This is a genomic window from Bradyrhizobium sp. TM102, from assembly GCF_009176685.1.
Taxonomy (GTDB): Bacteria; Pseudomonadota; Alphaproteobacteria; order Rhizobiales; family Xanthobacteraceae; genus Bradyrhizobium; species Bradyrhizobium ottawaense.
Window position 1 is genome coordinate 5,336,387 of sequence record NZ_AP021855.1, and the last position, 26,075, is coordinate 5,362,461.

Genomic DNA, 26,075 nt, shown 5'->3' on the forward strand with positions numbered 1-26,075 from the left:
CCCCCCGTTAGCGCAAATAGGATTTCTTGATGGAGGCGCCGAGCGTGTATTTCGGATCGACCATGTTGCCGAGACGCACCCGGCCGGCCTGGGTCAACAGCATGTAGGCGTCGATCTCCTCGAAACCGTAGTCCGCCGCCATCCAGCGGCACAGCTCGCGATAGGCAATGCGCGCGGCATCCTCCATCGGCCGGGCCGAGCCGATGGTCATGATGAAATCCTTGGTCTCGAGCCGTGGCCAGGCGATCGTCCAGCCTTTGATGAGATCGACCTGGACCGTGGTCACGGTCGGATGCTCGATCGCGACGCCGCAGAGTTCGCCGTCCCCCTGCGCGGCGTGGCAGTCTCCGAGATAGAGCAGCGCGCCCTTGGTGTTGACCGGCAGATAGACGATGGCGCCGACGCCGACGTCCGGCAGGTCCATGTTGCCTCCGTAATAATCGGGGACGAGCGAGGAGATCGCCTCGATCTCCGGCGACGTTCCGATCGTGCCGATGAAAGGCTCGTAGGGCAACGTGATCTTGTCGTTCCATTTGGTGCCGGTCTTGGCGTCGATCTCCAGCTTCTTGACCCGCTCTGGCAGCGCCGGGTTGAGCAGCGCGGTCTGCCCCGTGCTGACGAGGCCGCCGAAGTCCGGCATGACCACGGTGGTGCCGCACGGCTGCGGCCCGCGCGGCACGATGCTCTCGATATAGACCGCGAGCGTGTCGCCCTTCTCGGCGCCGTTGACGTGGATCGGTCCATTCTGCGGATTGAGGAACGGAAAATTGAGAATCTTCGACGGGCTGTCGGTTTCGTGCTTGATGGCGCCCTCGAAGGCGTCGTGGGTCTCGGCGGAGACGACCGCTCCAGGATCCACGGTCAGCACCGGATTCACGTAGGGGCCGTAGACATAGTGATACTTGCCCTGCTCGCTTTCGGTGATCGTATACGAGGTGCCGCGCTCTCCCTTGGCCACGCCCTTGCGAGCCATGATCGAATCTTTGTGCCAGGACATTTTCTTTTCTCCTTCTGTCGTAGGGCAGCGTTCAAACGGCGAGATGGCGCCGCATCTCCGCTTCGTCGTCGAGCGCTGCGCGATCGAGATTTGCGACGATGCGGCCCTTGTCCATGACGTAGCAGCGCTGCGCCATGGCGCGGATCATGTCGAGGTTCTGCTCGACCAGAATGATGGTCACGCCCGTGCTGCGGTTGAGCTCGACCATGTTGCGCGCGATATCCTGGACGATGTTGGGCTGGATACCTTCCGACGGTTCATCGAGCAGGATGAGATTGGGGTTCGCGATCAAGACTCGTCCTATCGCGAGTTGCTGCTGCTGGCCGCCGGACATGGTGCCGGCGCGCTGGTGCCAGCGTTCGGCGAGGATCGGAAACGCCGCGACGATCCTGCGTCGGCCCGCTTCGGGAATGCCGCCGCCCTTGATCGCGGCGCCGACCGCGACGTTCTCGCCGACGGTCAGTCGTGGAAATACGTCGCGTCCCTGCGGCACATAGCCCATGCCGAGGCGCGCCCGCTTGTGCGCCGGCAGCGATTCCACCGCTTCGCCGCGATAGACGACCGAGCCGCTCATCGCCGGCACGAGGCCGATCAGGCTCTTCATCAGCGTGGATTTGCCGACGCCATTGCGCCCGATGACGGCGACGATCTCGCCTTCGCGTACCTCGATCTCGAGGCCCTGGAGCACGGGCTTGCCGCCATAGCCGGCGCGCAAGGCCAGCGTCGAGAGGATGACCTCCTTGCGCGGCACATCAAGCATGGGCCTGCCCCAGATAAATCGCCGCCACGCGCTCATCCGCCACGATCTCGTCGATCGAGCCCTGCGCGAAGACCTGGCCGAGATGCAGCACCGTGACACGCTGGGCGACCTGGCGGACAAAGGCCATGTCGTGCTCGATCGCGAGCACCGTCATGCCGTCCGCATTGAGCCGCTGCACCATCTCTCCGGTCAGATGGGTTTCCTCCGGCGACATGCCGGCCGTCGGCTCGTCCAGCAGCAACAGGCGCGGCTTCAGGCTGATCGCCATGCCGATCTCGAGCCATTGCTTCTGGCCATGGCTGAGATTGCCGGCCGTCTGGGCCTGCTCGGACCCGAGCCCGAGGAAGGCGAGCAGCCGGTCGATCTCCGCTTCGAGCTCGGCGCCGCGATGACGGATCTGAAGTGCGATCTCGAGGTTCTGGCGGACCGACAGACCCTTGAATACGCCGGGCACCTGGAACTTGACCGAGAGGCCGCGATGAATTCGCGCAAAGGATTTCAGAGAGGTGATGTTCTCCCCGGCGAAGAGAATTTCGCCGCTGCCGGGATGATGCTCACCCAGAATCAGACGGAACAGCGTACTCTTGCCGGCGCCGTTCGGGCCGATCAGGCAATGGATTTCGCCGGTCTGAAGCGTGAGGTCGACCGCGTTGGTGACATGCAACCCGCCGAAATGCTTGTTCAGCTTGCGCAATTCGAGCAGCGACATCAGCCGGCCCTCTGCGTCAGGCGGGCGGCGAGCTTGCCGAGCCAGTTCATCGCACCGAGCACGAGGCCGTTCGGGGCGATCAGCACCGTGAGCACCAGCAACACGCCCATGAAGACCAGCGCATATTGGCTGCCATAGATCGTGAGCGCCTGGAACGCGGCCAGCACCATCAGCGTGCCGATCACGGTCGACGTCAGATCGCTGCGGCCCCCGACGGCGACCCAGATCAGCGGCAACGCCGCCGCCGTCATGCCCATGCTCGAGGGCGTGATGTACTGTCCCCACACCGTGTAGAGCACGCCGGAAAGCCCTGCGAGCGCCGCACCGATGACGAAGGTGATGAGCTGGTATTTGCGGACGTCGTAGCCGAGCATCTCCGCCCGTTCCGGGTTCTCCCGGATGGCGACAATGACGTTGCCGAACGACGAGTTCATCAGAATGCGCAGGCCCAGATAGACGAAGATCAGAAGACCGAGCACGAAGTAATAGAGGCCGACATCCGCGAACAGCACGATCGGCTCACCCGGCCAAGGGATGGTCAAAGGCGGCATCGCGCTCATGCCGTTGAAGCCGTTCAGTCGCGCACTGCCGATACGCCACTCCGGCCCTGCGGTCTGGGCCATGAATCGCTCCAGCATCAACGTCACGGCGAGCGTAACGATGCCGAGGAAGACACCGGCGATGCGGCCGAAGAACATGAAATAGCCGAGCAGGATCGCGAACAGCGCAGCGATCGCGACGGCTACCACCAGCGCCACCAGCGTGAAGCCGTAGGCCGAGCCGAAATTGATGGTGAGGATGCCATAGCCGTAGCCCGCAATCCCGAAAAAGGCGGTCTGGCCAAACGACAGCGAGCCGCCATACCCCCAGATCAGGCACAGGCTGAGAGCGATGAACACCCAGACGAAGAAGTAAACGGTGTTGCCGACGGTGTAGCCGTCGCTCACCAGCGGATACGCCAGTGCGACGGCGAGCACGACGGCGAACAGGCCCCAGAAGGCCGGACCGCGACCGACGGTCTGCGGTCCTTCGAGACGGCGAAACAACGACAGAAAACCGGTCACGACGCCATCCCCCGTCAGGTGCGCTCGCGCAGCACGAAGCCGGAAATGCCCTTCGGCAGCACCCGGACCACGATGATGACGGCAACCAGGAGGCCGATCTGTCCGAACAGCTGCCCCTGCCAGGAGGTCATCCCCGACTTAACGATCGCAAGCAGGCCGCCGGCAGGCGCCGTGCCGAGGAACACGTCGGCGCCGCCGATCACCACGGTGACGAACGCTTCCATGATGAAGGTTGCTCCCATGGTCGGCACCAGCGTCATGGTCGGCGCGTAAAGGCCGCCGGCAAGTCCGGCGAGCCCCGCGCCGCAGGCGAAGGTGAGGCTATAGATCAAACGCGTATCGACACCGAGCGCCGCGGCCATGTGCGGCACCTGGATCGTGGCACGCGCCAGCACGCCGAAGCGCGTCCAGTTGAACAGGGCATAAAGCCCCGCCAGCACACCGAGCGCGGCGCAAAACAGTACGATGCGATAGATCGAATAGGAGTAGTCGCCGACCTGAAAGCTGCCGAACGGCGTGCCCACGCCCGCCATGGTCGAACCGACCATGATCAGCGTGCCCTGCGTCGCGATCAGGCTGAGGCCCCAGGTGGCGACGATGGTGTCGAGCGGCCGGTCGTAGAGATGGCGGATGACCACCAGCTCCACCACGACGCCGACCAGCGCCGACACGATGGTGCCGGCGAGTATTCCGAGCGGCAACGGCAGGCCGGCATGCACGGTGGCGGCCGTCACATAGGCACCGCACATGATGAACTCGCCATGGGCGAGGTTGATCACGCCCATCATACCGAAGATCACCGCGAGCCCACAGGCCGAGAGCACCAGGAACGCAAAAGCGTCGCCGAATTGATAAAGCGCAGAGAAGACGAGGGTCGCAAGATCCATGAAACAACCAGAATGTGGGAAGGCGCGAGACTGCCGTCGCAGATGTTTGGGGTTGCCCCGGCGTTCCGGGAACGCCGGGGCAACCAGCCGCCGTCAGGGTTTCGGCGGGGGATTCGACGGCGTGTACTGGGCCATCGGATCCTTCTTGGTCAGATCGCAGCCGGCCTCACCCAGCCAGTACGGCTTGATGTCTTCCCAGACTTTCGGGAAAGAGATCGCGTGATCCGCACCGACCTTGGCGAGATAGATCGTGTGCGACATGTGCTGGCTCTTCGGGTCGATGCAGACCTTGCCCTCCGGCGCGTCCATGCAGACGTCGCCGAGCGCGATCACCTTGCGGATGTCCTCGCGCTTGGTCGACTTCGCGCGCTCCACCATCTGCTTGTAGAGATAGACGGCGAGATAGGAGTTCTCCGCCTCCTGGTTGACATAGGGCTCGCTCGGGAACTTCGCCTTGAACTTGGCGTAGAACTCCTTGCTCTTCGGCGAAGAGATCTCCTCGATGTAGTTGGTGGTGACGTACATGTCCTTCAGGCTCGGCGGCTTGAAACGCTTGTGCTCGTAGCCCTGGCCGACGTTGACCGAGGAAGCCATCGGCAGGTTGACGTTGGCGGAGGCCGCCTGCTCGTAATAGGAGGCCTGCGCGGTGCCGACCAGCAGGGTGACCACGAAGTCGGGCTTGGCCTTCTGGATGTTCTGGATGCTCTGGGAGAACTGCGACACGCCGAGCGGGATGAACTCCTCGCCGGCCATCTTGCCCCCATTCTCCTTGACGATCTTGCGCACCCATTCCGCCGAGATCTGGCCGAAATTGTAGTCGGCAGCGAGCGTGTAGACGTTCTTGCCGTACTTCTCCATCATGTAGGGGATGAGCGTGGAGAACTGCTGCTCGGGCACCGCGCCTGTCACGATCATGTGGCCGTCACAGACACCGCCTTCGTACTGGTTGTTGTAGAATGCGAAGCCATTGAACTGGTCGACGATCGGACGGTACGCCTCGCGCGAGGCCGACGAAAAGCCCGCGAACACAACGTCGACCTTGTCGCGCTGGAGGACGCGCCGCATGAACTCCTGGTAGCGAGTGTTGTCGGATTGCGTGTCGTAAGCGACGAGCTCGAGCGGCCGGCCCATGATGCCGCCGGCCTTGTTGATCTCGTCGGCGGCGAGCTGGATGGCGTGGACCTTGCCGATCGTCGCTGCGGCAAAATCGCCGGACTGATCTTCAAGCACGCCGAGCTTGATCGGATTTTCCGCCGCGAGTGCCATTTGTGGTCCAAGGGGTGATCCGAGGACAAGCGTCCCCGTGAGGGCTGCGGCACGCAGCCCCCGCAATACAGACTTGCTCATTTTTGCTTCTCCTAGATGGCCTGCTTATTGCCGCCTTGCAGCGTGATGCCGGTTGTGCGGCCGGACGTATCGGGCGGCTTCGCCCGCTTGCTCATAAACTCCTCGCAATAGAGTTCCATGTTCTGCCGCGCACGCATGCTGTCGCGCCGGAGCTGGGAATAGGCTCCCTCCTCGTCGAGGCCGTCTTGCTGCATCAGCAGGACGACCGCCCGGATCACCGCGCGCCGGCCGCGGCGGCGCTCCTCGAGGCCTTGAAGGCGCTCATACATCTCGGCGCGCAGCAGGAACTGGTTGATGCCCATGAACAGGGACGTGTAGACCGCGCCGCCATGCACGGGCTTACGCAGGAACGAGGTTGCACCGAGATTGACGAGCGCCTTGAGCCGGCTCGGCGCTTCGACGCCGACGAGGCCGATCACCGGCACCGGCGGCAAACGCGAGCCGGGATTGACCTCGATCGCTACCGCGCCTTCGAGATCGCCGTCGATGAACAGGATGTCCCGCTCGGCCTGAAGGCTGGCGACGTCAATCTGCGCACGACCGTCGATGATCTCCGGATATTCGGTGGAGACGCCAAGCTTGGCCAGCGTCGTTTCGAGCGCGCTCTCCCATCCGCCTCGCCGGGTGACGACGATGGCACGGCCGCCCTTGAAGTTCTGTAGCAGTCGGGAGCTCATGATTGCACCACCTTCAAAAGCGGAGAGCGCATTGCGCTGGCAAAGCGCGGCGACGACTGAACGAGATAGGGATCCGGTGCGATTGGCTCGCGCGATTCCAGCAGCACTTCGAACTGCCCGCTGACCGTCGACCGGCCGATCCGGGGCGTCAGCCAGGCATGGAAGGTCTGGCGGTCGATGCGGACCTCGCCTTGCGGAGCGCGCAGCCGCTGGTCTGCGACGGCGGCGCGTACCGTGCGGGCGTCGTCGGTGCCGGCTTGTGACAGGGCCGCGCCGAGCAGCTTGACGGCGATGTAGGACGCTTCGGCGTCTGCCGACGAGACCGGTCCGTCCGGAAAGGATGTGGTGTAGGCGCGAATGAAGGCGCCGTTTTCCGCCGAGTTCAGCGAGGAGAAGTAAACACTCGAGGACAGATGTCCGTCGACAGCATCCGGGCCGATTTCCGGCAATTCCGGCTCCGACAGCGTGCAGCTCGCGACCGGGATTTCAGCCGCCTGATCGATGCCACGCGCACGGCAGGCGGCCCGGAACGCCCGGAAGAAGGCGTAAGCGCTGGTGCCGATCAAATTGTTGAAGACGAAGTCCGGACGCTGATCGATGATCGCTGCGATCACCTGGTCGACCTCGGTGTCGCCAACCGAGAGATACCGCTCGGCAAGCACGGTGCCACCGCGCGCGGCCAGTGCCTCCCGGAAGATGCGATTGTTTTCCCAGGCCCAGATGTAATTGGAGCCGACGCAGAAGGCGCGCGAGCCGACGCGGGATGCCAGATAATCGACGAGCGGCAGCACGTGCTGGTTCGGCGCCGCGCCGGTATAGATGACGTTGTCGGAGCTCTCGAAGCCCTCGTAGTGAGACGGATACCACAGCAGTCCGTCGAACTTTTCGAAGCAGGGGATCACTTCCTTGCGGCTCGACGAGGTGTAGCAGCCGACCACATGCCGGACGCCGGAACCGAGCAGCTCGAGGCTGAGCGAACGATAGCTCGCAAGGTCGCCGGCCGGGTTGACCACGACCGGCTCCAGCGCAATGTCGTCACGGCCCGCATTGATTTCGCGAAACGCGAGCAGCGCCCCGTTCAGCATCGAGCGCGCAACGACGCTGTAGGATCCCGTCGTCGACAGCATCACGCCGATCCGATAGTTCGTCCGCGCCATCACTCGTTCCAAAACAAAAAAGCGCCCACCGGCTGTTAAGCCGAGGGCGCCCTCGCCGCCAACTGAGCACGCCAAATCAGCGTGATGTTGGAAATGGTTGAAGCTCGTTGCGTTGACGGGCTGAACTGCCCAACGCTTGCATGATACGGTCGTTGAGATCAGTTACGAAGTCAAGCGCGTTATTGCAGCGAAAGCTGCCGCGATTCATATCGTGGTGCAACAAAACTATGCAGCCGAGCCAAGGGCGCCGCTTCGATGCGGCGGAGACACCAGGGCACGCCTGACGTCCGGTTTCCGGCGGGCTATTGAAAGCTGCGTGCCGAGCTGCCAGGAGGCCCACGCCCAGCCGAGAGCATCGTCGCTTGCCGCACGAACGACGGATGTCTCTGTCGGCTGTCGGTTTTGTTGGGGCGAGTGAATTTCAGCTGCCTTGGGGCCCCGTCTGGTATCGAGCCGCCTCTGCACGATCTCATCCCGAGACCAAGCCCAAACGGCTCTGGGATTTAAGAATTTGGTAACGATACGAACGTGGTTGAGCGCGTTAATGCAAATCGCACACCGCCGGTGTCTCGCCCGTAACGACCCTGCTATAAAGCGTAGCCACGGCTCGATCGACTTCGCGAATTATCCGGTTTCCCTGATTGCGCATGAACAAGCTTAGCAACACGTTCGACATCGTCATCGAGCAGGCGTTCGACTTTCTGTCTCCGGAATATGCCGAGCTGTTTGATCGCTCGGCCGCCACTGCGTTCCAGCATCCGATCTGGCTGCACAGCCTCTACACCAGGCTCGCTTCGGATGCGGGTGCAACACCTCTGGTCGTCGTGGTCCGCCACGGCGCGACGGGCGCCCTTGCGATGGTGCTGCCCTTGCTCCGGATCCGGCGCGGCCCGATCCGAACCGTCGAGTTCGCCGACCTCCGCGTCTCCGACTATCTGGCGCCGGTTTGCAGCCCGAAAGTGTTCTCGCAACTGCTCGATGACGCGGACGCATGCGCGGAGATTCGGCGCCTCGTTCGCCCTTTCGATCTGCTCCGGATCACCAAGCTGCCCGACGGGCGGCTTCCGATCGAGAACCTCCTGGCCGCATCGCGCCGCGTATCGATGGACACCAACGCCTACGCGACGGTCCTGGTCGCGCCGTTCGAGCAATGGCGGGCCGGTGCGATCGATCGCTCCTATCAGAAGGAGCTCGCAAAGAAATATCGTCAGCTCCAGAAGAAGGGCGCGCTGAGCTTCTCGTGCTGCAACGACAGCGCCGCCGTGCTCGAGGCGATGGACGTGATGAGGAAGTTTCGCGGTCCGCGCTTTCAGGCGCAAGGCGACGGAGATCTGCTCCAGCGTCCCGAATATTTCGGCTTCTATTCCAACGTGGCCCTTCGTGGGCTCGGCTCCTTTGTGCGTCTCTATGCCATGAAGATGGACGGCGAAGTGATCGCCGCCGTGCTCGGCCTCTGCCATCAGGGCAGCTTCCTCATCATCATGAGCGCCTTCGACATTGCCGGGTACAAGAGCCAGTCCCTGGGCGCGCTGATGTTCGAGCAGGTAGCGCGGGATTGCATCGAGCGCGGCGATCAGATGCTCGATTTCACCATCGGTGACGAGCCATACAAGAAACTGTTCGGCGGACAGCCCTCGCCGATGTGGGCGATCACGAAAGCCGGCAGCACCGCAGGTGCCATCGCCCTGTTCGCGCTGAAGCAGGCTCCCTGGCTCAAACTGGCGGCCAAGCGGCTCTCGGATTTGCGGCTCCTGCCCGCCCGCACCTCGACGCCCACGCGCTGAAAAACGGCAGGCGAAGGGCCGCGGAACTCAGGCGCGCAACGCCCCGCGAACACGCCCGAGCCAGCCGGGATGCATTTGATCGACGCGGTGTGTCAGGCTGCGCCGCAGGAAGTGCAGCCGGCGCCGGACATCCCAGCCGATATCGTTGCGGGATGTCAGGGCCTGGCGGAAGCGCGCCATTTTGAGGGACTGCTGATCCGCCGCGATCTTGTCGCGATCGGAATAGAACTGCGTAATCTTCTCCTGGTCCATGCCTGGGGTCGCGAGCCACTTCGGCGCATATTCGGTGCACAGACGATCGACGTCCACCAGCAGGCGCGCGACGCCCGTGCCGGCCGCGGGACAATTGGTCTGGAACGCATCGCCGATGAGCACGATGCCGGGCTGGAGATGTCCCTCGACGACGGTCAGATCCATCACCCAGTTCTGGACACGGTCGGTGACGCGGAAATCGCCGAGATAGGGCCGCAATCCCGGCAGCAGACGCAGAACGGTCGCTTCCGGTTCGCGACGCAGCTCGCGCATGATCGGATCGGTCGGGTCGCGGAACATGAAGAGATTGGCACGCATGCCGGCGCGAACGGGAAACAGGCTGAGATAGTCGATGCCGTCGGCCGTGCGCTCGCCATAGCAGGTCAGTGCCTCGAAATCGAACGGCGCGCCATCGCGGCGGGCGATCGTGAAACCGAACGAAACCGAATGGCGCTCGGCGAGAATCTGCCGCTTGATACCGAGTTTATAACCGAGAGCCGCCGCCATGCCCGTGGCGAGAACGACGAGACGCGCAGTCACGCGCCGTCCGGACGCCAGCTCGAGATGCTGGACGTCGTCGCTGCAGCTGATCGCGGTGACCTCGTCGACGATCAGATCGGATGGCTCGGGGATCCGGCTGCGCGCCATGGCAACGAGATCAGCATAGGGAAATCCGTAGGCCTGGCCGACGCTGACATCGACCACCTTGCCTTCCCGGATATTGAGCACCTGATCATATCGACAAGCGACATTTTCGAGCGCGTCGAGGAAGCCCAGCTTGCGGAGCATCGCCAACTGATGGCCGCCGATCTTTTCGACCCGGAACTCGTCCGGATAGACCGCCCGCTTGTCGATCAGGACGATGCGATGCCCTGCCCGCGCCAGCACGGCCGCCGCAAGCGATCCTGCAAGGCCACCACCGACGATCGCGATGTCCGCAACGATCGTCGAAGTGCCAGCTGCGCCGATCGGCTCGGTCACAGTTCTATCCGCCGTCATGATCCAGGCTCCCACGGTCAACCAAAGCCGCACGTGCAATTCTCCGGCCTGATGTCGCATCGCAGGACCAAACGCGATCATTTCTCGGTATCGAGGTTAATGAAGCGGGGGAGCCGGCCGCCCAGACGAAAGCCGGCACGCCTCTTGCTCGGGATTCTCCGTAAATTCCGGCTTCTGGCAGTTCTGCGGTCGATCCCGGCGAGGCATTCGGCATTCAAGCCGCTGATCTCGCCTTTCTCGGCCGTCGATGCGGCGCTATGCCGTCAGTCGGCCTGAGCTCGGCCCTGGTCTATTTGGGACAATGGGGACGGTGATGTTCCACAGTGAAGCAACCGGCATGACCGCGACATCGACGCCGCAGGCGAGATCCTGGATGCCCTGCATTAACACTCGCATTTCTTCGGCATGCTAGGTTGTCACCGGTATCGGAAGATGTCTCTTCAGGAGAGAGCAGCTCCTTAAACTTCATGATCAAATCCATCCTCCAGCTCATGCGGCGCGACGTCACGCGCGGTGTCGTCGGGACCATCCTGCTCAAGGTTGGTAGCGGCGCGCTCGCGTTTGCGCTGTTTTCGCTGGCGGCACGAACGATGTCGCCCGACGGCTTCGGTATCTTTGCGACCTGGCTTTCGGTTGCCCAGATCGCCGCCGTCGTGGGACTGGTCGGCCAGGAATCGTTGCTGGTGCGGTTCCTGAACGAGTATCAGGTCGGCGACAGGCCGGATCTCACCAAAGGTGTCCTCTTATCGAGCTTCAAGATTACCTCGATCGCAATGATGATCGTGATCGCGGGGATCGCCATCGCGGCGAACATGAGAGGCGATGGGTGGCTGCTCATACTTGCGGTATCGGCCTACACGGCCGCGAATGCCGGCGTGATGCTCGGCAGCCAGATCGCACGCTCACTGGTCAGCATTCTCACGGGCGAAGGAAATCGCGAGTTCTTCTGGCGAGTCATCGTCGTCCTGTTTCTGCTCGCCATGCTGCTCGGTCATCGGCAACTCGATCCCGCCGAGTTGATGGCGGTGATGACAATTGCCATATCGGTGGGCCTGGTTGCGCAAATCGTTTCGATCGCGCGCGTGCTGCCGGATTTGCGCGGTACGCCGGCGCGCTCCGAAACGTCCCGCTGGCGCTCGAGCGCCCTGCACTTCTGGCTTGCATCCATTCTTGAAGCCGCAAACCAGTATTTCGACGTCATTCTGGTGTACTGGATGCTGGATCCAGTAACTGCCGGTATCTACTTTGCCGCATCGCGCCTTGCCAATATCTTCGCCATGCTGTCTGCGGCGCTATATACGTTCGGAGCCCGCCGGCTTCCCTCGCTGTATTTCAGCAAGAACCACCAGGAGTTCGAGCGAACCTTGCAGCTGATGGCGGAGGTGACCGCGCTATGCGTGGTCGCCGGGCTCGCCATGATCTGGATCGGCGGCCCCTATCTCCTCAACCTGTTCGGACCTCATTTCACCGCGCAGCACTTGGTCTTGATCGTGCTCGCAATCGGGACGGCCATCCAGGCCGCAGGCGGCCCATCTGCTGCCATCCTGCAGCTGACCGGCCACGAACGGATCTACGTTCCCGTCGTTGCCGCCAATGTCGCGCTGCGGCTCGTGGGTTTTCTCATCCTCATTCCCTGGCTCGGCGTGCTTGGCGCGGCGATTTCGGCGACCGTGTCGCTGGCGCTCGCGACCATCGCCCTGAACGTCCTCTGCCGCCGGCGAACAGGGGTGGATCCTTCGATCCTCGTGCTGCTGCGCTTCTCCGCCTTGAAGCGCCGCAATTATGCAGTGCGCGGCGCCGACTCCAGCGACTAGGCTCAATCACGCCGTCGCCCGATGGTCCGCAATCACGCGCTGGCCGCGCGCAAGATCGATTGGTTAACGCGCTCGCCGCGCAGCAGCCGGGAACCAGCGAAATGCCTGCGGGAACGATGTCGACTGCCAAGCCTGGCATTAACTCCGTTTGTTGCTAGTCGGTGTCCACGCGATGCCCGCATGATAGGTACGGAGTTAAGAAGGTGAAGATTTGGTTTCTTTAGCGGGTCGGGATCCGTGCTCCACTATAAGCCGAACAAGGAATTGGGCGAGACGGCCGCGGCGGCACTCGCGCGGCCGAACGGCGGCGGACGAAAGCTGCACGTGCTTCTCGCGCAAACCCAGGCCGAGAACGCTGGTGCGCAGGAGATCTCCAGGCTGCTTGGCGCCGGGCTGACCGCGCGCGGCTACCGCGTCACCAATCTGTTCTTCTTCCGCAAATCGGATTCCTTCGACGAGCCGCCCGATACGCTCTACTGCGCGCCGAGCCGGCCGGGCAATCCGATGGCGCTGCTGCGGATGCTGTGGACACTCGGCCGCCATATCAGCACCATCAAGCCGGACGCCGTCCTGACCTTCCAGCATTTCGGCAATGTCATCGGCGGCGGCGTGACGCGCCTCGTCAGCCGCGCACCCGTCATAGCCAATCAGGTTTCATCCGCGCTGGCGATGAGCTGGCCGGTCCGCACGGCTGACATCGTCATGGGTAGCCTTGGCTTCTTCGACCGCATCACGCTCAATTCGCAGGACATGCAGCGCGAGTATTCGCGCTACCCCGCGGCCTACCGGTCGCGCATGGTGCATGTCCCGCACGGCTTCGACGACAAGGCCCTCACACTGTCGAAGGAGGCCGCGCGACAGAAGTTCAACCTGCCGCCGGATCGCATACTGCTCGGCTGCGCAGCGAGGTTGCATCCGCACAAGCGTCTCGACCTGGCGATACGTCTGTTACCGGATCAGCCGTCCTGGCACCTTGCGCTTGCCGGCCAGGGAGCCGACGAGGGCCGGCTGAAGCTGCTGGCGAGTGAATTGAAGGTGTCGGACAGGCTGCATTTGCTGGGGGAAATCCCGCCCAGCCGGATGGCGGACTTTCTCGCCTGCCTGGACGTGTTCGTATTCCCGACACAGGCCGAGACCTTCGGTCTGGCCGCGGTCGAGGCTGCGAACGCCGGTGTTCCCTCCGTCGTCACCGATCTTCCCGTCCTGCGCGAAGTGTTGTCCTACGAAGGAAGACCGACGGCACTCTTCGTCGACGCTTCCGATCATGCGAAGCTCTCCGCGGCCGTCTCCAGGCTGCTGACGGACCAACATCTAAGCGACGAACTGCGACAAAACGCCAAAGGCTTGCGGTTGCGCTATTCGGTAGATGCCATGGTGGAGGAATACGTTCGAATTCTCGGCCAGGTCATCTGACCGGACGATTGGAATAGATGGGCTCGACATGATCATCGAGTTTCGCTGTGAACGTGAGTACGCGCGGCGGTGGATGGGTCGCGAGACGCTGCTGATCGACGGCCGGGAAGTTCCGGTTCAAATCGCGTGGACGGCGAAGGCCGAGCCGCGGCCCGCAGGTCTCGACGCCCTGTTCGAGCTCGAACGCATGGTGCTGCACAAGGGCAAACACAGCAGCGTCCACAGGCTGAACGTCATTCCGGGACCGACGCGGGCTCGCACCGAGACAGCCGACGTAATCGTCGACTTCACCGGCGGCGCGCGCGATCCGAACGACTCCGCCCGGCTGTATCTCCGTCCGCTGTTCAATGGCGTTGCAGGCGAGAACGCCGCGCTCGCCGCCATTCTGACTGGCGACCTGCCGGTGATCGACATCGTCAACGAGGTCGACGGTTCGGTCCTCGATCGCGGCCATCCATCCGGAGAAATTGCCGCCGGCCTGAGCGGCGCACTCGAAACCGTCATGGCGCGAACCCTGACCATGGTGGCGGCGATCCTGTCGGGACGACCGCGGCTTGTGCCGCAACTGGCGCGTCCGGCAGCGGATGGCCCGCGTCGTGGCCCCGTTGGCTATGTCGCGCGCGGCCTTGCCGTGTCGATCGCCAAGGAGATTTATCGCCTGTGCTGCTATGCCCCTCACTGGCACGTCGGGTGGCGCTTCAATGACGGCGCGGGCGTCTGGCAGACCGGAGATCTATCAGGTCCAAGCTGGAACGTTCTGGGAGATCCTGGAAACCACTTCTACGCCGATCCCTTTCCCATGACCTGGCAGGGACGAACATTCGTCTTCTTCGAAGACCTCGATCACCGCGTTGGAAAAGGCATCATATCGGCGATCGAATTCAACGACACCGGCCCGGTAGGACAAGTCGTGCCCGTGCTGGAAGAGCCCTGGCACCTCTCCTACCCGTTCCTGATCGAAGACGGCGGCGATTTGTGCATGATCCCGGAGAGCTCGCTCCACGGGGACGTCGCCCTCTACAAATGCGTTCGGTTCCCGGACAAATGGGAGCGGCACGCGACGCTGCTGTCAGGCCTTGAGCTGGCAGACGTCACGATCACGCGGCACAACGGCCTGAACTATCTGTTCGGCGCCTGGCGCGACGGAGCCGGCGGTTACTCGGATTCGCTGGCGATCTATTACGCCGAGCACCTCCTGGGCCCCTGGTTGCCCCATGCCAGCAATCCGGTCCTGATCGACCGCGCGAGCACGCGGCCGGCGGGGAATTTCGTCACGATCAATGACAAATTGTGGCGACCGGTTCAGAACTGCACCGACGGATACGGCGCTGCGCTCGCGCTGGCGGAAGTGATCGAACTGTCGCCGACCGCCTTCAAGCAGATCGTGCGCCATTCTCTGAAGCCCGGACCGGTGTGGCCCGGCAGGAAGCTGCACACCCTGAACCGCTGCGGCCGGCTCGAGGTGATCGACGGATCGCGTGTCCAACCCAAGACCCGCGCCTTCGCGGGCAGATCTCCATCGGCGGCCTTGTCGGCGCGAACCAGCCCTCATACCGCCTGCTAGCGTGGATGGCTGAACAGGTCCGTCGTGGCGTCGTCGACCGCGATCTCGACCAACGCGGGACCACGTGAATTCAACGCTTCGCTCAAGATGCGGTCGACATCGCCGGCATCTGTGATGCGCTGCCCCACGCAGCCCATCCCCTTGGCAAGCGCAACAAAATCGAGCCCGGGCAGATCGATTCCAGGCGGGCGATGCGCCTGCATCAGCTGGCTGAAGGCACGCATCGCGCCATATCCCGAATTGTTCATGATCACGAAGGTGATCGGCAAGCCGCGCTGCGCTGCGGTCCAGATCGCCTGAACGCAATACATCGCCGAGCCATCGCCGATCAGGGCGACGATGCGGCGGCCGGGCCGCGCCAGCGCCACGCCGACGGAGGCCGGCAGGCTGTAGCCGAGCCCACCGCTGGCCATCGTGTAGAAACTGTCGGCGCCCGGCCGCGGCATGAATTGTTGAATGGCGGGACGATGCGACGGCGCCTCCTCGACCACGATCGCATCGGGCGGCATCAGCGCCGACAACCGGCCCAGCGCATAGGCCGGCGGAATTGGATTTTGCGCGACGGGCGCGACGGGGAATGCCCGCGCGCTCGGCACCTCGCGCTCCGCGATGTCCGGCAGCGCCGACTGAAGCGCGACCAGCGCCTTCGGGAGCGTGCTGATGATGGTGTCACCGACGGCCGCGGACGCGGCCTCCGTCGGATCGTCGGTGATCTGCCAGATCGGCGTTCGGTCGTCGAGCAATTCGCATTGTCCCTCGACATGGAAGGTGAACACGGGCGCTCCGATCACGACGATCAGATCGGCCCCGCGCAAGGCACGCGCGAGTCCTCCTGGTGCTGCGGGAAGGAAGCCGGCGAATTGCGGATGCAATTCCGGGAAGCTGGAACGGCTCGACATCGGGCTTGCCCACACGGCCGCCCTCGCCTGTTCAGCGACCGCAACCATCGCCTCGACACAGCCACTGCGATCGATGTCGGGGCCGACGACGAAGACGGGCTTCTTGGCTGCGGCGATGGCCGCACCGAGCCGAACGATCGCTGCCGGGTCGGGGGCAAATTCGGTCGCGATGTGGCGGATCGGCGGAGCGACGGCGGGCCGTGCCCAATCATCCGATGGCACGGACACGAAGGTCGGGCCGCGCGGATGCTGCATGGCGACGAGGAAGGCCTGCGCAATCGCCGCCGGGACATCCTCGGGTCTCGCGGGTTCCGCGCTCCACTTCACATAGGGCTTTGGAAACTGCGCGGCATCCTCGGCAAAGAGATAGGGCCGCATCCGCAGCAGGCTGCGCGCCTGCTGCCCCGATGTCACCACCATCGGCGTCTTGTTGCGAAACGCCGTGAAGAGATTGCCGAGCGCGTGACCGAGCCCGGCCGCCGAATGCAGATTGACGAAGGACGGACGCCCCGTCGCCTGCGCATAGCCATCGGCCATGCCGACGACGCAGCCTTCCTGCAAGCCGAGCACGTAATCGATGTCATCGGGCCAGTCGCCGAGAAACGCAAGCTCCGTCGAGCCCGGATTGCCGAAGACGCGATCGACGCCGAACGAGCGAAGCACACCGAGGGTCGCTTCCCGAACCGTCAGGACTTTGGAATTCATTGACAGATTTCCTTCGCAGATTCCTTGGGTGCTTCGCTGCTCGAGCCATCAGAACGGATAGTGCTGAGGCTGCGTCTCGATGGTGATCCAGCGCAGATCGGTGAACTCGGCGATCCCAGCCTGGCCGCCGAAACGGCCGTAGCCCGATCCCTTCACGCCGCCGAACGGCATCTGCGCCTCGTCATGCACGGTCGGGCCGTTGACATGACAGATGCCGCTTTCGATACGCTGTGCCACCGTCAGCGCGCGGGCGACGTCGCGGCCGAAGACGGCGGCCGAGAGGCCGTACTCGGTGTCGTTCGCGAGACGCACGGCCTCGTCGACGCCATTCGCGCGGATCACCGAGACGACGGGACCAAAGCTCTCCTCGGTGTAGATGCGCATGCCGGGCACCACACGGTCGAGCACGGTCGCCGGAACGACCGTGCCGGCCCGCTCGCCGCCCGCGAGCTTGACGGCACCCTTGCCGATGGCGTCATCGATCAGTGCGACGACGTGCCTGGCCGGCGCTTCGTCGATCATCGAGCCGACGACAACCGGGCCGGAGCGCGGGTCACCGGCCGGAAGCGCGCTCGCCTTCTTTGCGAGCTTCTCGACAAAAGAGGCGGCCACCGCCTCGTCGACGATCACGCGCTCTGTCGACATGCAGACCTGACCCTGATTGATGAAAGCGCCGAACGCCACGGCCGCGACGGCGGCATCGAGATCGGCATCGTCGAGCACGACCAGCGGCGCCTTGCCGCCGAGCTCGAGCAGCACCGGCTTGAGGTGGCGTCCGGCAAGCTCGGCGATGACGCGGCCGACGCGGGTCGAGCCGGTGAAGTTGATCCGTCGCACGGCGGGATTGGCGATGAGGCGTTCGACCAAAGTGGGCGCATCGGCCGGCGCATTGGTCACGACGTTCACGACGCCAGGCGGGAAGCCAGCGTCCTTGAACACTTCGCCGACCAGCCGGTGCGTTCCCGGGCAGATCTCGGACGCCTTGAGCACGACCGTGTTGCCGCAGGCGAGCGGCGTCGCCACCGCGCGGACGCCGAGAATGATCGGGGCATTCCACGGCGCGATGCCGAGGCACACGCCGGCCGCCTGGCGGACGGACATCGCGATGCAGCCCGGCTTATCGGACGGGATCACCTCGCCGGCGATCTGCGTCGTCAGCGATGCCGCCTCGCGCAGCATCCCGGCCGCGAGCTTGACGTTGAAGGCCGACCAGACCTCGGTCGTGCCGATCTCCGCCATCATGATCTTGATGAAGGCGTCACGCTTGGCATCGAGCGCATCGGCCGCCTTCAGCAGCAGGGCGCGCCTCGCATTCGGGCCGAGCGCCGACCATGCGGGCAGCGCCGCGGAGGCCGCCGCCACCGCAGCATCGGCATCGGACACGGTTGCGGCGGCCGCGCGGCTTGCGACCTCCTGCGACAGCGGATTGCGGCGCTCGAACACCTTGCCGGTCGAAGCGGCCTGATCCTGTCCATTGATGAGAAGACTGACGTCCATGAGAACCTCCCTGATGTCTTGCCGGTGTCTTTGGCCAAGCTCAACCGAGCAGCCGCGATTTGCTGGTTTCGTGCGCGAAGCCGAGCGCGATCATCGCCGCGAGCGCGAGCGCGACGTAGTATCCGGTGATCGCGTAGGTGGAGCCCGTCTGCGCGAACAAGCTGGTGGCGACGAGCGGCGCGATGCCGCCGCCGAGTACCGTGCCCAGTTGCTTTCCGATCGACACGCCGGTGAAGCGGATGCGGGTTGGAAACAGTTCCGGGAAATAGCTGCCTTCGGTGCCGAACATCAGCGGATGGATGATGCCAGCGGCGAGGATCACCGCGCCCGTTATCAGCAGCGTGTCCCGGCTTGCGACCACGCCGTAGAATGCGAACATCGAGATGGCCGCAAGCACAACGCCCGCCAGGAACAGGCGCTTGCGTCCGATCCGGTCGGACCAGGCGCCAATCAGCGGCATGGCCACGAGCCCGACGAGATTGGCGAACAACACGGCCTGCGTGATCACGTCCTTCTGGACGCCGAGCTGACGCGTCGCGAAGGAGATGGTGAAGATGGCGGTCAGATAGAAATAGGACGTCTGCGCCATCTCGGCGAAGAACACGATGAGGATCGGCCGCCAGTGCCCCCTGATCGCTTCGACGGCCGGCACCGTTTCGGACTCCTCCGCCTTGCGGAAGGTCGCGCTCTCCTCGATGCGCAGCCGCATATAGACGCCGAGCGCGACCAGTACCGCGCTGATCAGGAACGGAACGCGCCAGCCCCATGACAGCAGATCCGCTTCCGGCAGCCGCGAGATCGCGAGCGCCGCAAACGAGGCGAGCACGACCCCGACAGGACCTGCGGCCTGGATCACCGCCGCCGAAAAGCCGCGCCGGTGGCCGGGCGCGGTCTCGATCGCCATGAGGATCGCCGCGGTGGATTCGCCGCCGAGCGCAAACCCCTGGAGGAAGCGCAGCACGACGAGCGCGACGGTCGCGGCGACGCCTGCGCTGGCGTAGGTCGGCAACAATCCGATCGACATGGTGGCAAGCCCCATCAGGAGCAGCGTGCACAGAAGAACGGATTTCCGGCCGAGCCGATCGCCGAAATGGCCGAAGACGAGCCCGCCGAGCGGACGCGCCAGAAATCCGACGGCGAAGGTCGCGAACACCGCGATGGTCGCCGTGAACTGGTCGAACTTCGGAAAGAACAGCTGGTCGAACACCAGTGGCGCGATCAGGCCGTAGATGAAGAAATCGTACCATTCGATCGCGGTGCCGATGGTGCCGGCGATCAGGATGCGCCGCCGGCTGCTCGCGGTCTGCTCGGCGCCGACGGCGGCGGCAGCATGATCGTCGTAGTCCTCAAATGCTCTTGCCACGTTGTCCTCCTCCGGTGTCATTGTCGTCTTGTTGTTATTGGCGTACGGCCGCAGATCGAATGCGGCGAGAACTGATCAGCTTGCCAGCCGCGCGCTGTCGCTTGCGCTGCGTCCGAGCGCACGGGCAAGGACGCTTCCGATCGTTCCAGCCTGCGACGCGCTGCCGCGCCAGGCCACGATCTGGTCGGGACGTATCAGAGCGAGGTCCGCCTCATAGAGGTCGCGCAAGGATGCCGGCAGCGTGACGAGCTTCACGTCGACGCCGAGGTTGCGGACGGCATCGGTGACCGCAGCTGGCGCCGACGCGACCTCACCGAACTGGAGCATCGTCCATTCGAACCCGAACAGGTCGTACAGGGACACGCCATCGTCCAACCACGCATGCGGTGCGCGGCCACCGGGACAAGCGCTCGGAACGTAGACGTTCGCAGCGTCGGGCGGCGGCTGGCTGCCATCGGAGACGATGATCGGCGAGCCGTCGTACCGTCCGCCGAAGGTGATACCGGGGATGTTGAATTCCGCACGGGCGTGCTGTTCGAGATAAATGCCCGCCGTCCGCCGCGCCTCGCTGCCCTCGTCGGTGGCGTCCTCGATCTCAGGCGCCGGCGCGAACAGACCAAGGGAGTCGGCAAAGCGCCGCGCATAGTCGGTATTGCGGAGCGCCACCGGACGCCGCTCGACCTCGTAGCTGTCGAGCAGCGTCGCCGGGCTCAGACTCTTGACGACGCTTGCGAGCTTCCAGCCGAGATTGACCGCATCCTCGATCGCGGTGTTGTAGCCGAGCCCGCCGGTCGGCGTGAACAGATGCGCGGCGTCGCCGCCGAGGAACACCCTGCCCCGTTGCATGCCGTCCGCCACCAGCGCGTGACCGGCGGTCCAGGTCAGGAAGGACAGCACCTCGCAATCGATCGGCGCGCTGCACGCGCGCTGGAACGCGGCCTTGGCCTCATTGATCGTGATCGCACTTTCGTCCTCGCCCGGCCGAAGCTGCGTGTGAAACGCGAATTCGTCACGCCCGTTCACCGAGGCCATGAAGGCGCGGCGGTCGCCGTTGAAGCAATTGTACATCCACGCCTTGGCATGCGGGATGCTCGCGTAGAACTCCGGTGAGCGGAGATAGACCGCCAGCATGCGGCCGCCCATGAAGTCACGCTGCGTTCCGGTCTCGCCGCCATAGACAATGCCGAGCGACTGGCGGACCGTCGAGCGCGGCCCGTCCGCTCCGACCAGGAAGTTGGCCCGGACCTGAAAACGGCTGCCGTCCTCAAGACATTCGATCTCGCCGACGATGCCGTCATCGCTTTCGACGTAGCCGATCAGCCGGTGGCCATAGTTCAGCTTGATGCCGGCAAGCCGTTCGGCATGGCGACGCAGCACCGCCTCGACATATTTCTGCGAGACCCGGTGCGGCAGCTCCGCCGCGCTCCAGGAGCCCGACATGCCCTTGATCAGCTCGCCCGCGCGCGACGAGGACGGCAGGGCAAACCGCGCCAGCTCGTAGCCGGCATAACGGGTGAAGTACGCAACGTCGGTCGGGTAGTCCGCGGGCAGGCCTTCGCGCCTGATCTCGTCGGCAAAACCCAGCCGCCGGTAGTGCTCCATCGAGCGCGCCTGCGTTGCATTGGCCTGCGGATTGAACGCGGTCCCCGGCTTCTCGTCGACCAGGATCGCGGACACACCGCGACGGCCGAGCTCGTTGGCCAGCATCAGCCCGCAGGGCCCCCCGCCCACGATGAGCACCGCGGCCGTCAGACGTGTTTCCAAGACGCTTCTCCCTACCAGCATTATCTTGCATGGTAAGGAAGCCTGACGATATCGTCAAGTCGCCTGACTAATCGACATCCTCGAGCGTGTCGAACCTCTCGCCATAGACCGCCAGTCCCTTCAGGATCGCGTCCATCGTGGCCTTGCCGAGCTCGGCGCGCATCTCCTGCTCGGCGATGTCCACGGCATCGCGGAACGCATCCAGCCATTTGCGCCCGGCGGGCGTGAACATGACGATGCGCGCGCGCCGGTCGGTCGGATCGGCGATACGATTGACGAGGCCGAGCTCGGCGCATTGATCGACCAGCTCGCCCATCGCCTGCTTGCTCATGGAGGCGCGGCGGGCGAGCTCGGTGAGCCTCGTTCCCTCGACGTCGAGATTGCGGGTCAGGCTGACATGCGCGATGCGCGTCTCGTCGTGCCCCTTCTCGCTCATCAATTCGAGCACGCGGCCTTCGAAGCGCCGCACGGCGTTGTTGAGCAGGCGACCGATATTGGCATGCCGCCACGCGGTGCCGGATGTGGCGCCGGATATCCTGGATTTCACGAGAACTGCTTCCGATTCGGACTGATCGAGATTGCGCGAGGCTAACACATGAGGCAGGCCGCGCGCTCATACGGCAGATCAGCACGTGCATTGGCGGCTATCGCACCACGGGCGGCGTGGTTTCAAAACGCCGCCCGCCATCCCCCGTTTCAAGCGCTGCCGGTAAGGGACGGCATCTTACTGGGAACGATCCGAGGTCCAGCCCTTGTACTCGGCGACATTGTCTCTGGTCACCAGCTTGGACGGCAGCAGCTCGACGGTCGAGGCCGGCTTCTGGCCATTGAGAATGCCGACGCCCACCTGCACAGCCCGCCGCGCCATGAAGAACGGGTCCTGCGAAGCCGAGGCCTGGATCTGCGGCGACTGCGGATCCTTCAGCGCGGCCTCGATATCGGGCGCGCCGTCGACCGCGGTGATGACGATTCCGCTGCGGTTCTGCTGGCGCGCCGCAAGGTCGGTGCCGATCGCCTGCGGGTCGTTGATGGCGAAGATGGCGTCGATCTTGGGGAAGCGCGTCAGATAACCCTGCGCGACGGTGAGGCCGCCTTCGCGCGAGCCTTTGCCGTCCTGGTCGTTGGACAACACCTTGATGCCGGCATTCTTCGAGAAGACGTTCTTGCAGCCGACGACGCGGTCGATCACGGCGGAGACCTGCGGCCCATTCTCGATGATGACGTCGCCCTTGCCGCCCAGCTTGTCGACGATGTACTGGCAGGAGATCTCACCGGCCTGCACGTTGTTCGTGGTCACGGTGGCGTCGGCGCCTTCGGCCGCGGTGTCGACCGCGACGACGACGATGCCTGCCGCCTGCGCCTTCTTGATCGCCGGCCCGATTGCCTTGGGATCGCCGGGGTTGAGCAAGATCAGGTCGACACCAGCGGCAATGAAATTGTCGATCTGGGTGACCTGCTTGCCGAGGTCGTATTCGAAGCCGACGGCGGTGATCTTCACATTGGGATTGGTCTTCTTCGCCTCGAACTCGGCGCCCTTCGACAGCGCGACGAAGAACGGATTGCCCATCGATCCCAGCGAGACCCCGATCGACTTGAGCTCCTTGGCGAAGGATGGCGCGGCGCTGAGGGCAAGCGCCGTCGCGGCGCCGGCGAGCATGATCGTCTTCAACATGGACTTCCTCCCTGGTCTGTCTTCGTCCCCGGCGCGGCAGACCAGTTGCCGCAACGGAACCTCGCATTCACGTTCCGGCAGAGCCCTTCAAGTTCTGGCGGAGCCCTGCAGCCGGTAGCGATCGAGCGCCACGGCGCCGATGATCACCAGGCCCTTGATGACATATTGCCAGATGTCGGAGACGCCGACGAGGATCAGGCCGTTCGACAGCACGGCGATGATCAACGCGCCGACCAGCGTGCCCCAGATCGAGCCGATGCCGCCGACGAAGGAGGTGCCGCCGAGGATCACGGCGGTGATCGCGTCGAGTTCGTAGGACTGGCCGAGCTGCAGGCCGTTGGCCGCATAGAGCCGCGCCGCCTGCATGGCGCCGCCGAGCCCGGCGAAAAGCCCGGAGACGCCGTAGACGAAGATCAGCACGCCCCAGACCTTGATGCCGGCAAGCCGCGCCGCGCTTTCATTGCCGCCCACCGCATAGATGTGCACGCCGAGTACGGTCCGGCGCAGCACCAGCCACGAGACGAGGATGACGAGCAAGGCGATCACCGAAAGCCACGGGATCGACGCGACGCCGGGGATGAGGGTCAGCGAGCCGTTGCCGATGAAGGCATAGGGAATGGACGGATTGAACACGGTGGTATCGGCCCCGAGCAGTCGCGCCAGGCCGCGTACCGCAGTGAGCGAGCCGAGCGTGACGATGAAGGGCGGCAATCGGAGCAGCGCGATCAGCGCGCCGTTGACGACACCGAAGCCAAGGCCGGTGAGCAGCGCGGCCGGCAGCCAAAGCATCCCGAGCTCCGGCATCTTGGAGAGCGTCAACCCGGCCATGGCGGAAGCCGCCAGGATCGAGCCGACCGAAAGGTCGATGCCGCCGGTGAGGATGACGAAGGTCATGCCCGCGGCGAGCACGGTGTTCACCGCGGCCTGCTGCAGCACGATGCCGAGATTTTGTCCGGTGAAGAAGCGGCCCTCGGACAGGAAGTGGAAGCCGATGCAGAGGATCAGGAGCACCGGCAACATACCGAGCGCGCTGATCAGCACCCTCACCCGCTGGCGCTTTGACTCTGCGGCAGCACCGTTGGTCGTCGCCGGTGCGGGCTTGGCCTGCGAGGCACCATTGTCAGGCATCGAGATGCTCCATCCCCGTGGCAAGCGCCATGATGTCTTCCTGGTTCAACGGCGCCGTCTCGGTTCGCCGGACCTCGCCTGCAACCAGTCCCGACCGCATCACGACGACGCGGTCACAGATACCGATGATCTCGGGCAGGTCGGACGAGATGACGAGGATCGCGGTGCCGGCTTTGGCAAGATTGTCGATGATCGAATAGATCTCGGATTTGGCGCCGACGTCGACGCCGCGTGTCGGCTCGTCGAGGATCAGCACCTTAGGCGCAATGGCAAGAAGCCGCGACAACAGCAGCTTCTGCTGATTGCCGCCGGACAGGCCGCCGGCGGGAACGCCGACATTGGCGGCGCGGATGCTGAGCCCTGCGAAGGCCCGATCGGCGCGCTCGCGTGCCTTATCGCGATCCAGGAACCAGCCGAGCTTCGCATCGCGGCTGAGGACCGCGAGGTTGATGTTGTCCAGACATGACATGTCGAGAAACAGGCCGAGCGCCTTGCGGTCCTCCGTCAGATAGGCGATGCCGGCCTCAAGCGCCTCACCCGGCGTGCGGATCTCGACCGGCCGTCCCTCCAGCTCGAGCCGGCCGGAGGTTTTTGGCAACGCGCCGATGATGAGATGCGCAAGCTCGGTACGCCCGGCGCCGATCAGGCCGGCGAGACCGACCACCTCACCCGCGTGCACGGTCAGCGAGCAGCCCTTGACGCGCAGGCCATCGGCCATGTCGATCGCGGCGAGCACGGGATGGCCGCGTCCCGCCTCCGGATCATGGTCCTTCTTGTAGAACGATGAGACGTCGCGCCCGACCATCAGCCGCACGATGGTGTCCGCACGGATCTCGGGCTTGTCGAGCGAGCCGACCAGCCGGCCGTCGCGCAGCACGGTGACGCGGTCGCCGAGCGCGTAGACCTCGTCCATGCGATGCGAGATGTAGATGATGGCGAGGCCCTCGGCGCGAAGCTGGCGGATCAGCGCGAACAGCCGTGCGCTCTCGCCGGCCGACAGCGCCGTGGTCGGCTCGTCCATGATCAGGATCCTTGATCTCGCGTGCAGCGCACGCGCGATCTCGACCAGTTGCCGTTGCCCCATGGACAGATGCGCCACCAGCGTCGACGGCAGGAAGTCCGCACCGAGCCGCTTCAGGATGGGACCGACGCCCTCGCGCATGGCGCCGCGCGCCAGCAAGCCTGTCCGCGATATCTCTCGCCCCAGATAGATATTCTCGGCAACGCTGAGATTGGGCGCGAGCGACAGCTCCTGATAGATGATGGAGATGCCTGCCGCGCGGCCGCCGAGCGGACCTTCGATCCGTACCGGCTGTCCTTCGATGCGGATCTCGCCGCCGGGATCCGGCCGATAGGCGCCGGACAGGATCTTCATCAGCGTCGACTTGCCGGCGCCGTTCTCACCCATCAGGGCATGAATTTCACCGGCATAGACAGTGAGATCGACGGCGCGCAGCGCCTTGATGCCGAAGAAGGACTTTGAGACCCCGCGCATCTCGAGGATCGGATCGTTCATCGTGCCTCCCGGCGCACAATGCGTTTCCCACCCGCGTCTCAATCATTCTGTCAGCGCGGCTTGCGCATTAAACAAAAGGCCGCGGCACAGGGCAATACCGAACAGAC

The 26,075-nt window shown here is 64.4% G+C and carries 21 protein-coding genes; 4 read left to right on the plus strand and 17 right to left on the minus strand.

Annotation, left to right across the window (positions count from 1 at the left end):
- Nucleotides 1-7: 7 nt before the first annotated feature.
- The 8 genes from GDN70_RS25560 to GDN70_RS25595 form a co-directional block, all read right to left on the minus strand.
- On the minus strand, nt 8-997 hold the full coding sequence (locus tag GDN70_RS25560; RefSeq protein ID WP_028142508.1) for an acetamidase/formamidase family protein: 990 nt from the start codon (nt 995-997) through the stop codon (nt 8-10).
- Nucleotides 998-1,028: 31 nt separating this feature from the next.
- Nucleotides 1,029-1,757, minus strand: coding sequence for an ABC transporter ATP-binding protein (locus tag GDN70_RS25565; protein WP_038947972.1), 729 nt, complete (start codon nt 1,755-1,757; stop codon nt 1,029-1,031).
- Nucleotides 1,750-2,466, minus strand: a complete 717-nt coding sequence (locus GDN70_RS25570; RefSeq protein WP_028142506.1) for an ABC transporter ATP-binding protein — start codon at nt 2,464-2,466, stop codon at nt 1,750-1,752. Before GDN70_RS25570 ends, GDN70_RS25565 begins: the two co-directional genes overlap by 8 nt.
- Nucleotides 2,466-3,530 (minus strand): branched-chain amino acid ABC transporter permease, encoded by a 1,065-nt coding sequence (locus tag GDN70_RS25575; RefSeq protein WP_028142505.1) that lies wholly within the window; start codon nt 3,528-3,530, stop codon nt 2,466-2,468. The genes GDN70_RS25570 and GDN70_RS25575 overlap by 1 nt, the downstream gene beginning before the upstream one ends.
- Nucleotides 3,531-3,544: 14 nt before the next feature.
- Nucleotides 3,545-4,417, minus strand: a complete 873-nt coding sequence (locus GDN70_RS25580; RefSeq protein WP_028142504.1) for a branched-chain amino acid ABC transporter permease — start codon at nt 4,415-4,417, stop codon at nt 3,545-3,547.
- 93 nt (nt 4,418-4,510) lie between these two features.
- The gene (locus tag GDN70_RS25585; RefSeq protein ID WP_028142503.1) at nt 4,511-5,764 is read right to left on the minus strand and encodes an urea ABC transporter substrate-binding protein; all 1,254 of its coding nucleotides are present in this window, start codon (nt 5,762-5,764) and stop codon (nt 4,511-4,513) included.
- 11 nt (nt 5,765-5,775) lie between these two features.
- Nucleotides 5,776-6,441, minus strand: coding sequence for an ANTAR domain-containing response regulator (locus tag GDN70_RS25590; RefSeq protein WP_028142502.1), 666 nt, complete (start codon nt 6,439-6,441; stop codon nt 5,776-5,778).
- On the minus strand, nt 6,438-7,598 hold the full coding sequence (locus tag GDN70_RS25595; RefSeq protein ID WP_038970483.1) for a transporter substrate-binding domain-containing protein: 1,161 nt from the start codon (nt 7,596-7,598) through the stop codon (nt 6,438-6,440). The genes GDN70_RS25590 and GDN70_RS25595 overlap by 4 nt, the downstream gene beginning before the upstream one ends.
- Before the next feature lie 647 nt (nt 7,599-8,245).
- On the opposite strand from GDN70_RS25595, the gene GDN70_RS25600 reads away from it, so the two are divergent.
- A complete protein-coding gene (locus GDN70_RS25600) occupies nt 8,246-9,382 on the plus strand; it encodes a GNAT family N-acetyltransferase (protein ID WP_152103190.1) in 1,137 nt (378 codons plus the stop codon).
- Nucleotides 9,383-9,409: 27 nt separating this feature from the next.
- Here the strand turns inward: GDN70_RS25600 and GDN70_RS25605 are convergent, their stop codons facing one another.
- Nucleotides 9,410-10,633, minus strand: coding sequence for an NAD(P)/FAD-dependent oxidoreductase (locus GDN70_RS25605; RefSeq protein WP_028142499.1), 1,224 nt, complete (start codon nt 10,631-10,633; stop codon nt 9,410-9,412).
- Between the two features lie 467 nt (nt 10,634-11,100).
- Between GDN70_RS25605 and GDN70_RS25610 the strand changes: the two genes are divergently transcribed.
- The 3 genes from GDN70_RS25610 (at nt 11,101) to GDN70_RS25620 (ending at nt 15,424) form a co-directional block, all read left to right on the plus strand.
- Nucleotides 11,101-12,447, plus strand: a complete 1,347-nt coding sequence (locus tag GDN70_RS25610) for a lipopolysaccharide biosynthesis protein (protein ID WP_152103740.1) — start codon at nt 11,101-11,103, stop codon at nt 12,445-12,447.
- Between the two features lie 237 nt (nt 12,448-12,684).
- A complete protein-coding gene (locus GDN70_RS25615) occupies nt 12,685-13,860 on the plus strand; it encodes a glycosyltransferase family 4 protein (RefSeq protein WP_152103191.1) in 1,176 nt (391 codons plus the stop codon).
- A 28-nt stretch (nt 13,861-13,888) separates the two neighbouring features.
- Entirely contained in the window at nt 13,889-15,424 is a 1,536-nt protein-coding gene (locus GDN70_RS25620; protein ID WP_152103192.1) for a hypothetical protein, read from the plus strand.
- Here the strand turns inward: GDN70_RS25620 and mdlC are convergent.
- From mdlC to GDN70_RS25660, 8 genes are all read right to left on the minus strand, one after another.
- Nucleotides 15,421-17,028: a benzoylformate decarboxylase gene (gene mdlC, locus GDN70_RS25625; RefSeq protein ID WP_152103193.1), complete on the minus strand. Its 1,608-nt coding sequence runs from the start codon at nt 17,026-17,028 to the stop codon at nt 15,421-15,423. The genes GDN70_RS25620 and mdlC overlap by 4 nt on opposite strands.
- Before the next feature lie 48 nt (nt 17,029-17,076).
- Entirely contained in the window at nt 17,077-18,525 is a 1,449-nt protein-coding gene (locus tag GDN70_RS25630) for an aldehyde dehydrogenase (RefSeq protein ID WP_152103194.1), read from the minus strand.
- Between the two features lie 40 nt (nt 18,526-18,565).
- The gene (locus tag GDN70_RS25635; protein ID WP_244625825.1) at nt 18,566-19,888 is read right to left on the minus strand and encodes an MFS transporter; all 1,323 of its coding nucleotides are present in this window, start codon (nt 19,886-19,888) and stop codon (nt 18,566-18,568) included.
- 75 nt (nt 19,889-19,963) lie between these two features.
- A complete protein-coding gene (locus GDN70_RS25640) occupies nt 19,964-21,673 on the minus strand; it encodes an FAD-dependent oxidoreductase (protein WP_152103196.1) in 1,710 nt (569 codons plus the stop codon).
- A 46-nt stretch (nt 21,674-21,719) separates the two neighbouring features.
- A complete protein-coding gene (locus GDN70_RS25645) occupies nt 21,720-22,187 on the minus strand; it encodes a MarR family winged helix-turn-helix transcriptional regulator (RefSeq protein WP_370126384.1) in 468 nt (155 codons plus the stop codon).
- A gap of 189 nt (nt 22,188-22,376) precedes the next feature.
- On the minus strand, nt 22,377-23,324 hold the full coding sequence (locus tag GDN70_RS25650; protein WP_028142493.1) for an ABC transporter substrate-binding protein: 948 nt from the start codon (nt 23,322-23,324) through the stop codon (nt 22,377-22,379).
- Between the two features lie 87 nt (nt 23,325-23,411).
- Nucleotides 23,412-24,452 carry a ribose ABC transporter permease gene (locus tag GDN70_RS25655; RefSeq protein WP_028142492.1) on the minus strand — a complete coding sequence of 347 codons (1,041 nt, stop codon included), beginning with the start codon at nt 24,450-24,452 and terminating at the stop codon, nt 23,412-23,414.
- Nucleotides 24,445-25,968: a sugar ABC transporter ATP-binding protein gene (locus GDN70_RS25660; RefSeq protein ID WP_028142491.1), complete on the minus strand. Its 1,524-nt coding sequence runs from the start codon at nt 25,966-25,968 to the stop codon at nt 24,445-24,447. The genes GDN70_RS25655 and GDN70_RS25660 overlap by 8 nt, the downstream gene beginning before the upstream one ends.
- Nucleotides 25,969-26,075: the final 107 nt, after the last annotated feature.

Bases quoted from the DNA above. Each gene is read 5' to 3' on its own strand.
- GDN70_RS25560 (WP_028142508.1), bottom strand. From the start codon at position 997: ATGTCCTGGCACAAAGATTCGATCATGGCTCGCAAGGGCGTGGCCAAG.
- GDN70_RS25565 (WP_038947972.1), bottom strand. From the start codon at position 1,757: ATGCTTGATGTGCCGCGCAAGGAGGTCATCCTCTCGACGCTGGCCTTG.
- GDN70_RS25570 (WP_028142506.1), bottom strand. From the start codon at position 2,466: ATGTCGCTGCTCGAATTGCGCAAGCTGAACAAGCATTTCGGCGGGTTG.
- GDN70_RS25580 (WP_028142504.1), bottom strand. From the start codon at position 4,417: ATGGATCTTGCGACCCTCGTCTTCTCTGCGCTTTATCAATTCGGCGAC.
- GDN70_RS25585 (WP_028142503.1), bottom strand. From the start codon at position 5,764: ATGAGCAAGTCTGTATTGCGGGGGCTGCGTGCCGCAGCCCTCACGGGG.
- GDN70_RS25590 (WP_028142502.1), bottom strand. From the start codon at position 6,441: ATGAGCTCCCGACTGCTACAGAACTTCAAGGGCGGCCGTGCCATCGTC.
- GDN70_RS25595 (WP_038970483.1), bottom strand. From the start codon at position 7,598: ATGGCGCGGACGAACTATCGGATCGGCGTGATGCTGTCGACGACGGGA.
- GDN70_RS25600 (WP_152103190.1), top strand. From the start codon at position 8,246: ATGAACAAGCTTAGCAACACGTTCGACATCGTCATCGAGCAGGCGTTC.
- GDN70_RS25605 (WP_028142499.1), bottom strand. From the start codon at position 10,633: ATGACGGCGGATAGAACTGTGACCGAGCCGATCGGCGCAGCTGGCACT.
- GDN70_RS25610 (WP_152103740.1), top strand. From the start codon at position 11,101: ATGATCAAATCCATCCTCCAGCTCATGCGGCGCGACGTCACGCGCGGT.
- GDN70_RS25620 (WP_152103192.1), top strand. From the start codon at position 13,889: ATGATCATCGAGTTTCGCTGTGAACGTGAGTACGCGCGGCGGTGGATG.
- mdlC (WP_152103193.1), bottom strand. From the start codon at position 17,028: ATGAATTCCAAAGTCCTGACGGTTCGGGAAGCGACCCTCGGTGTGCTT.
- GDN70_RS25630 (WP_152103194.1), bottom strand. From the start codon at position 18,525: ATGGACGTCAGTCTTCTCATCAATGGACAGGATCAGGCCGCTTCGACC.
- GDN70_RS25640 (WP_152103196.1), bottom strand. From the start codon at position 21,673: ATGCTGGTAGGGAGAAGCGTCTTGGAAACACGTCTGACGGCCGCGGTG.
- GDN70_RS25650 (WP_028142493.1), bottom strand. From the start codon at position 23,324: ATGTTGAAGACGATCATGCTCGCCGGCGCCGCGACGGCGCTTGCCCTC.
- GDN70_RS25655 (WP_028142492.1), bottom strand. From the start codon at position 24,452: ATGCCTGACAATGGTGCCTCGCAGGCCAAGCCCGCACCGGCGACGACC.
- GDN70_RS25660 (WP_028142491.1), bottom strand. From the start codon at position 25,968: ATGAACGATCCGATCCTCGAGATGCGCGGGGTCTCAAAGTCCTTCTTC.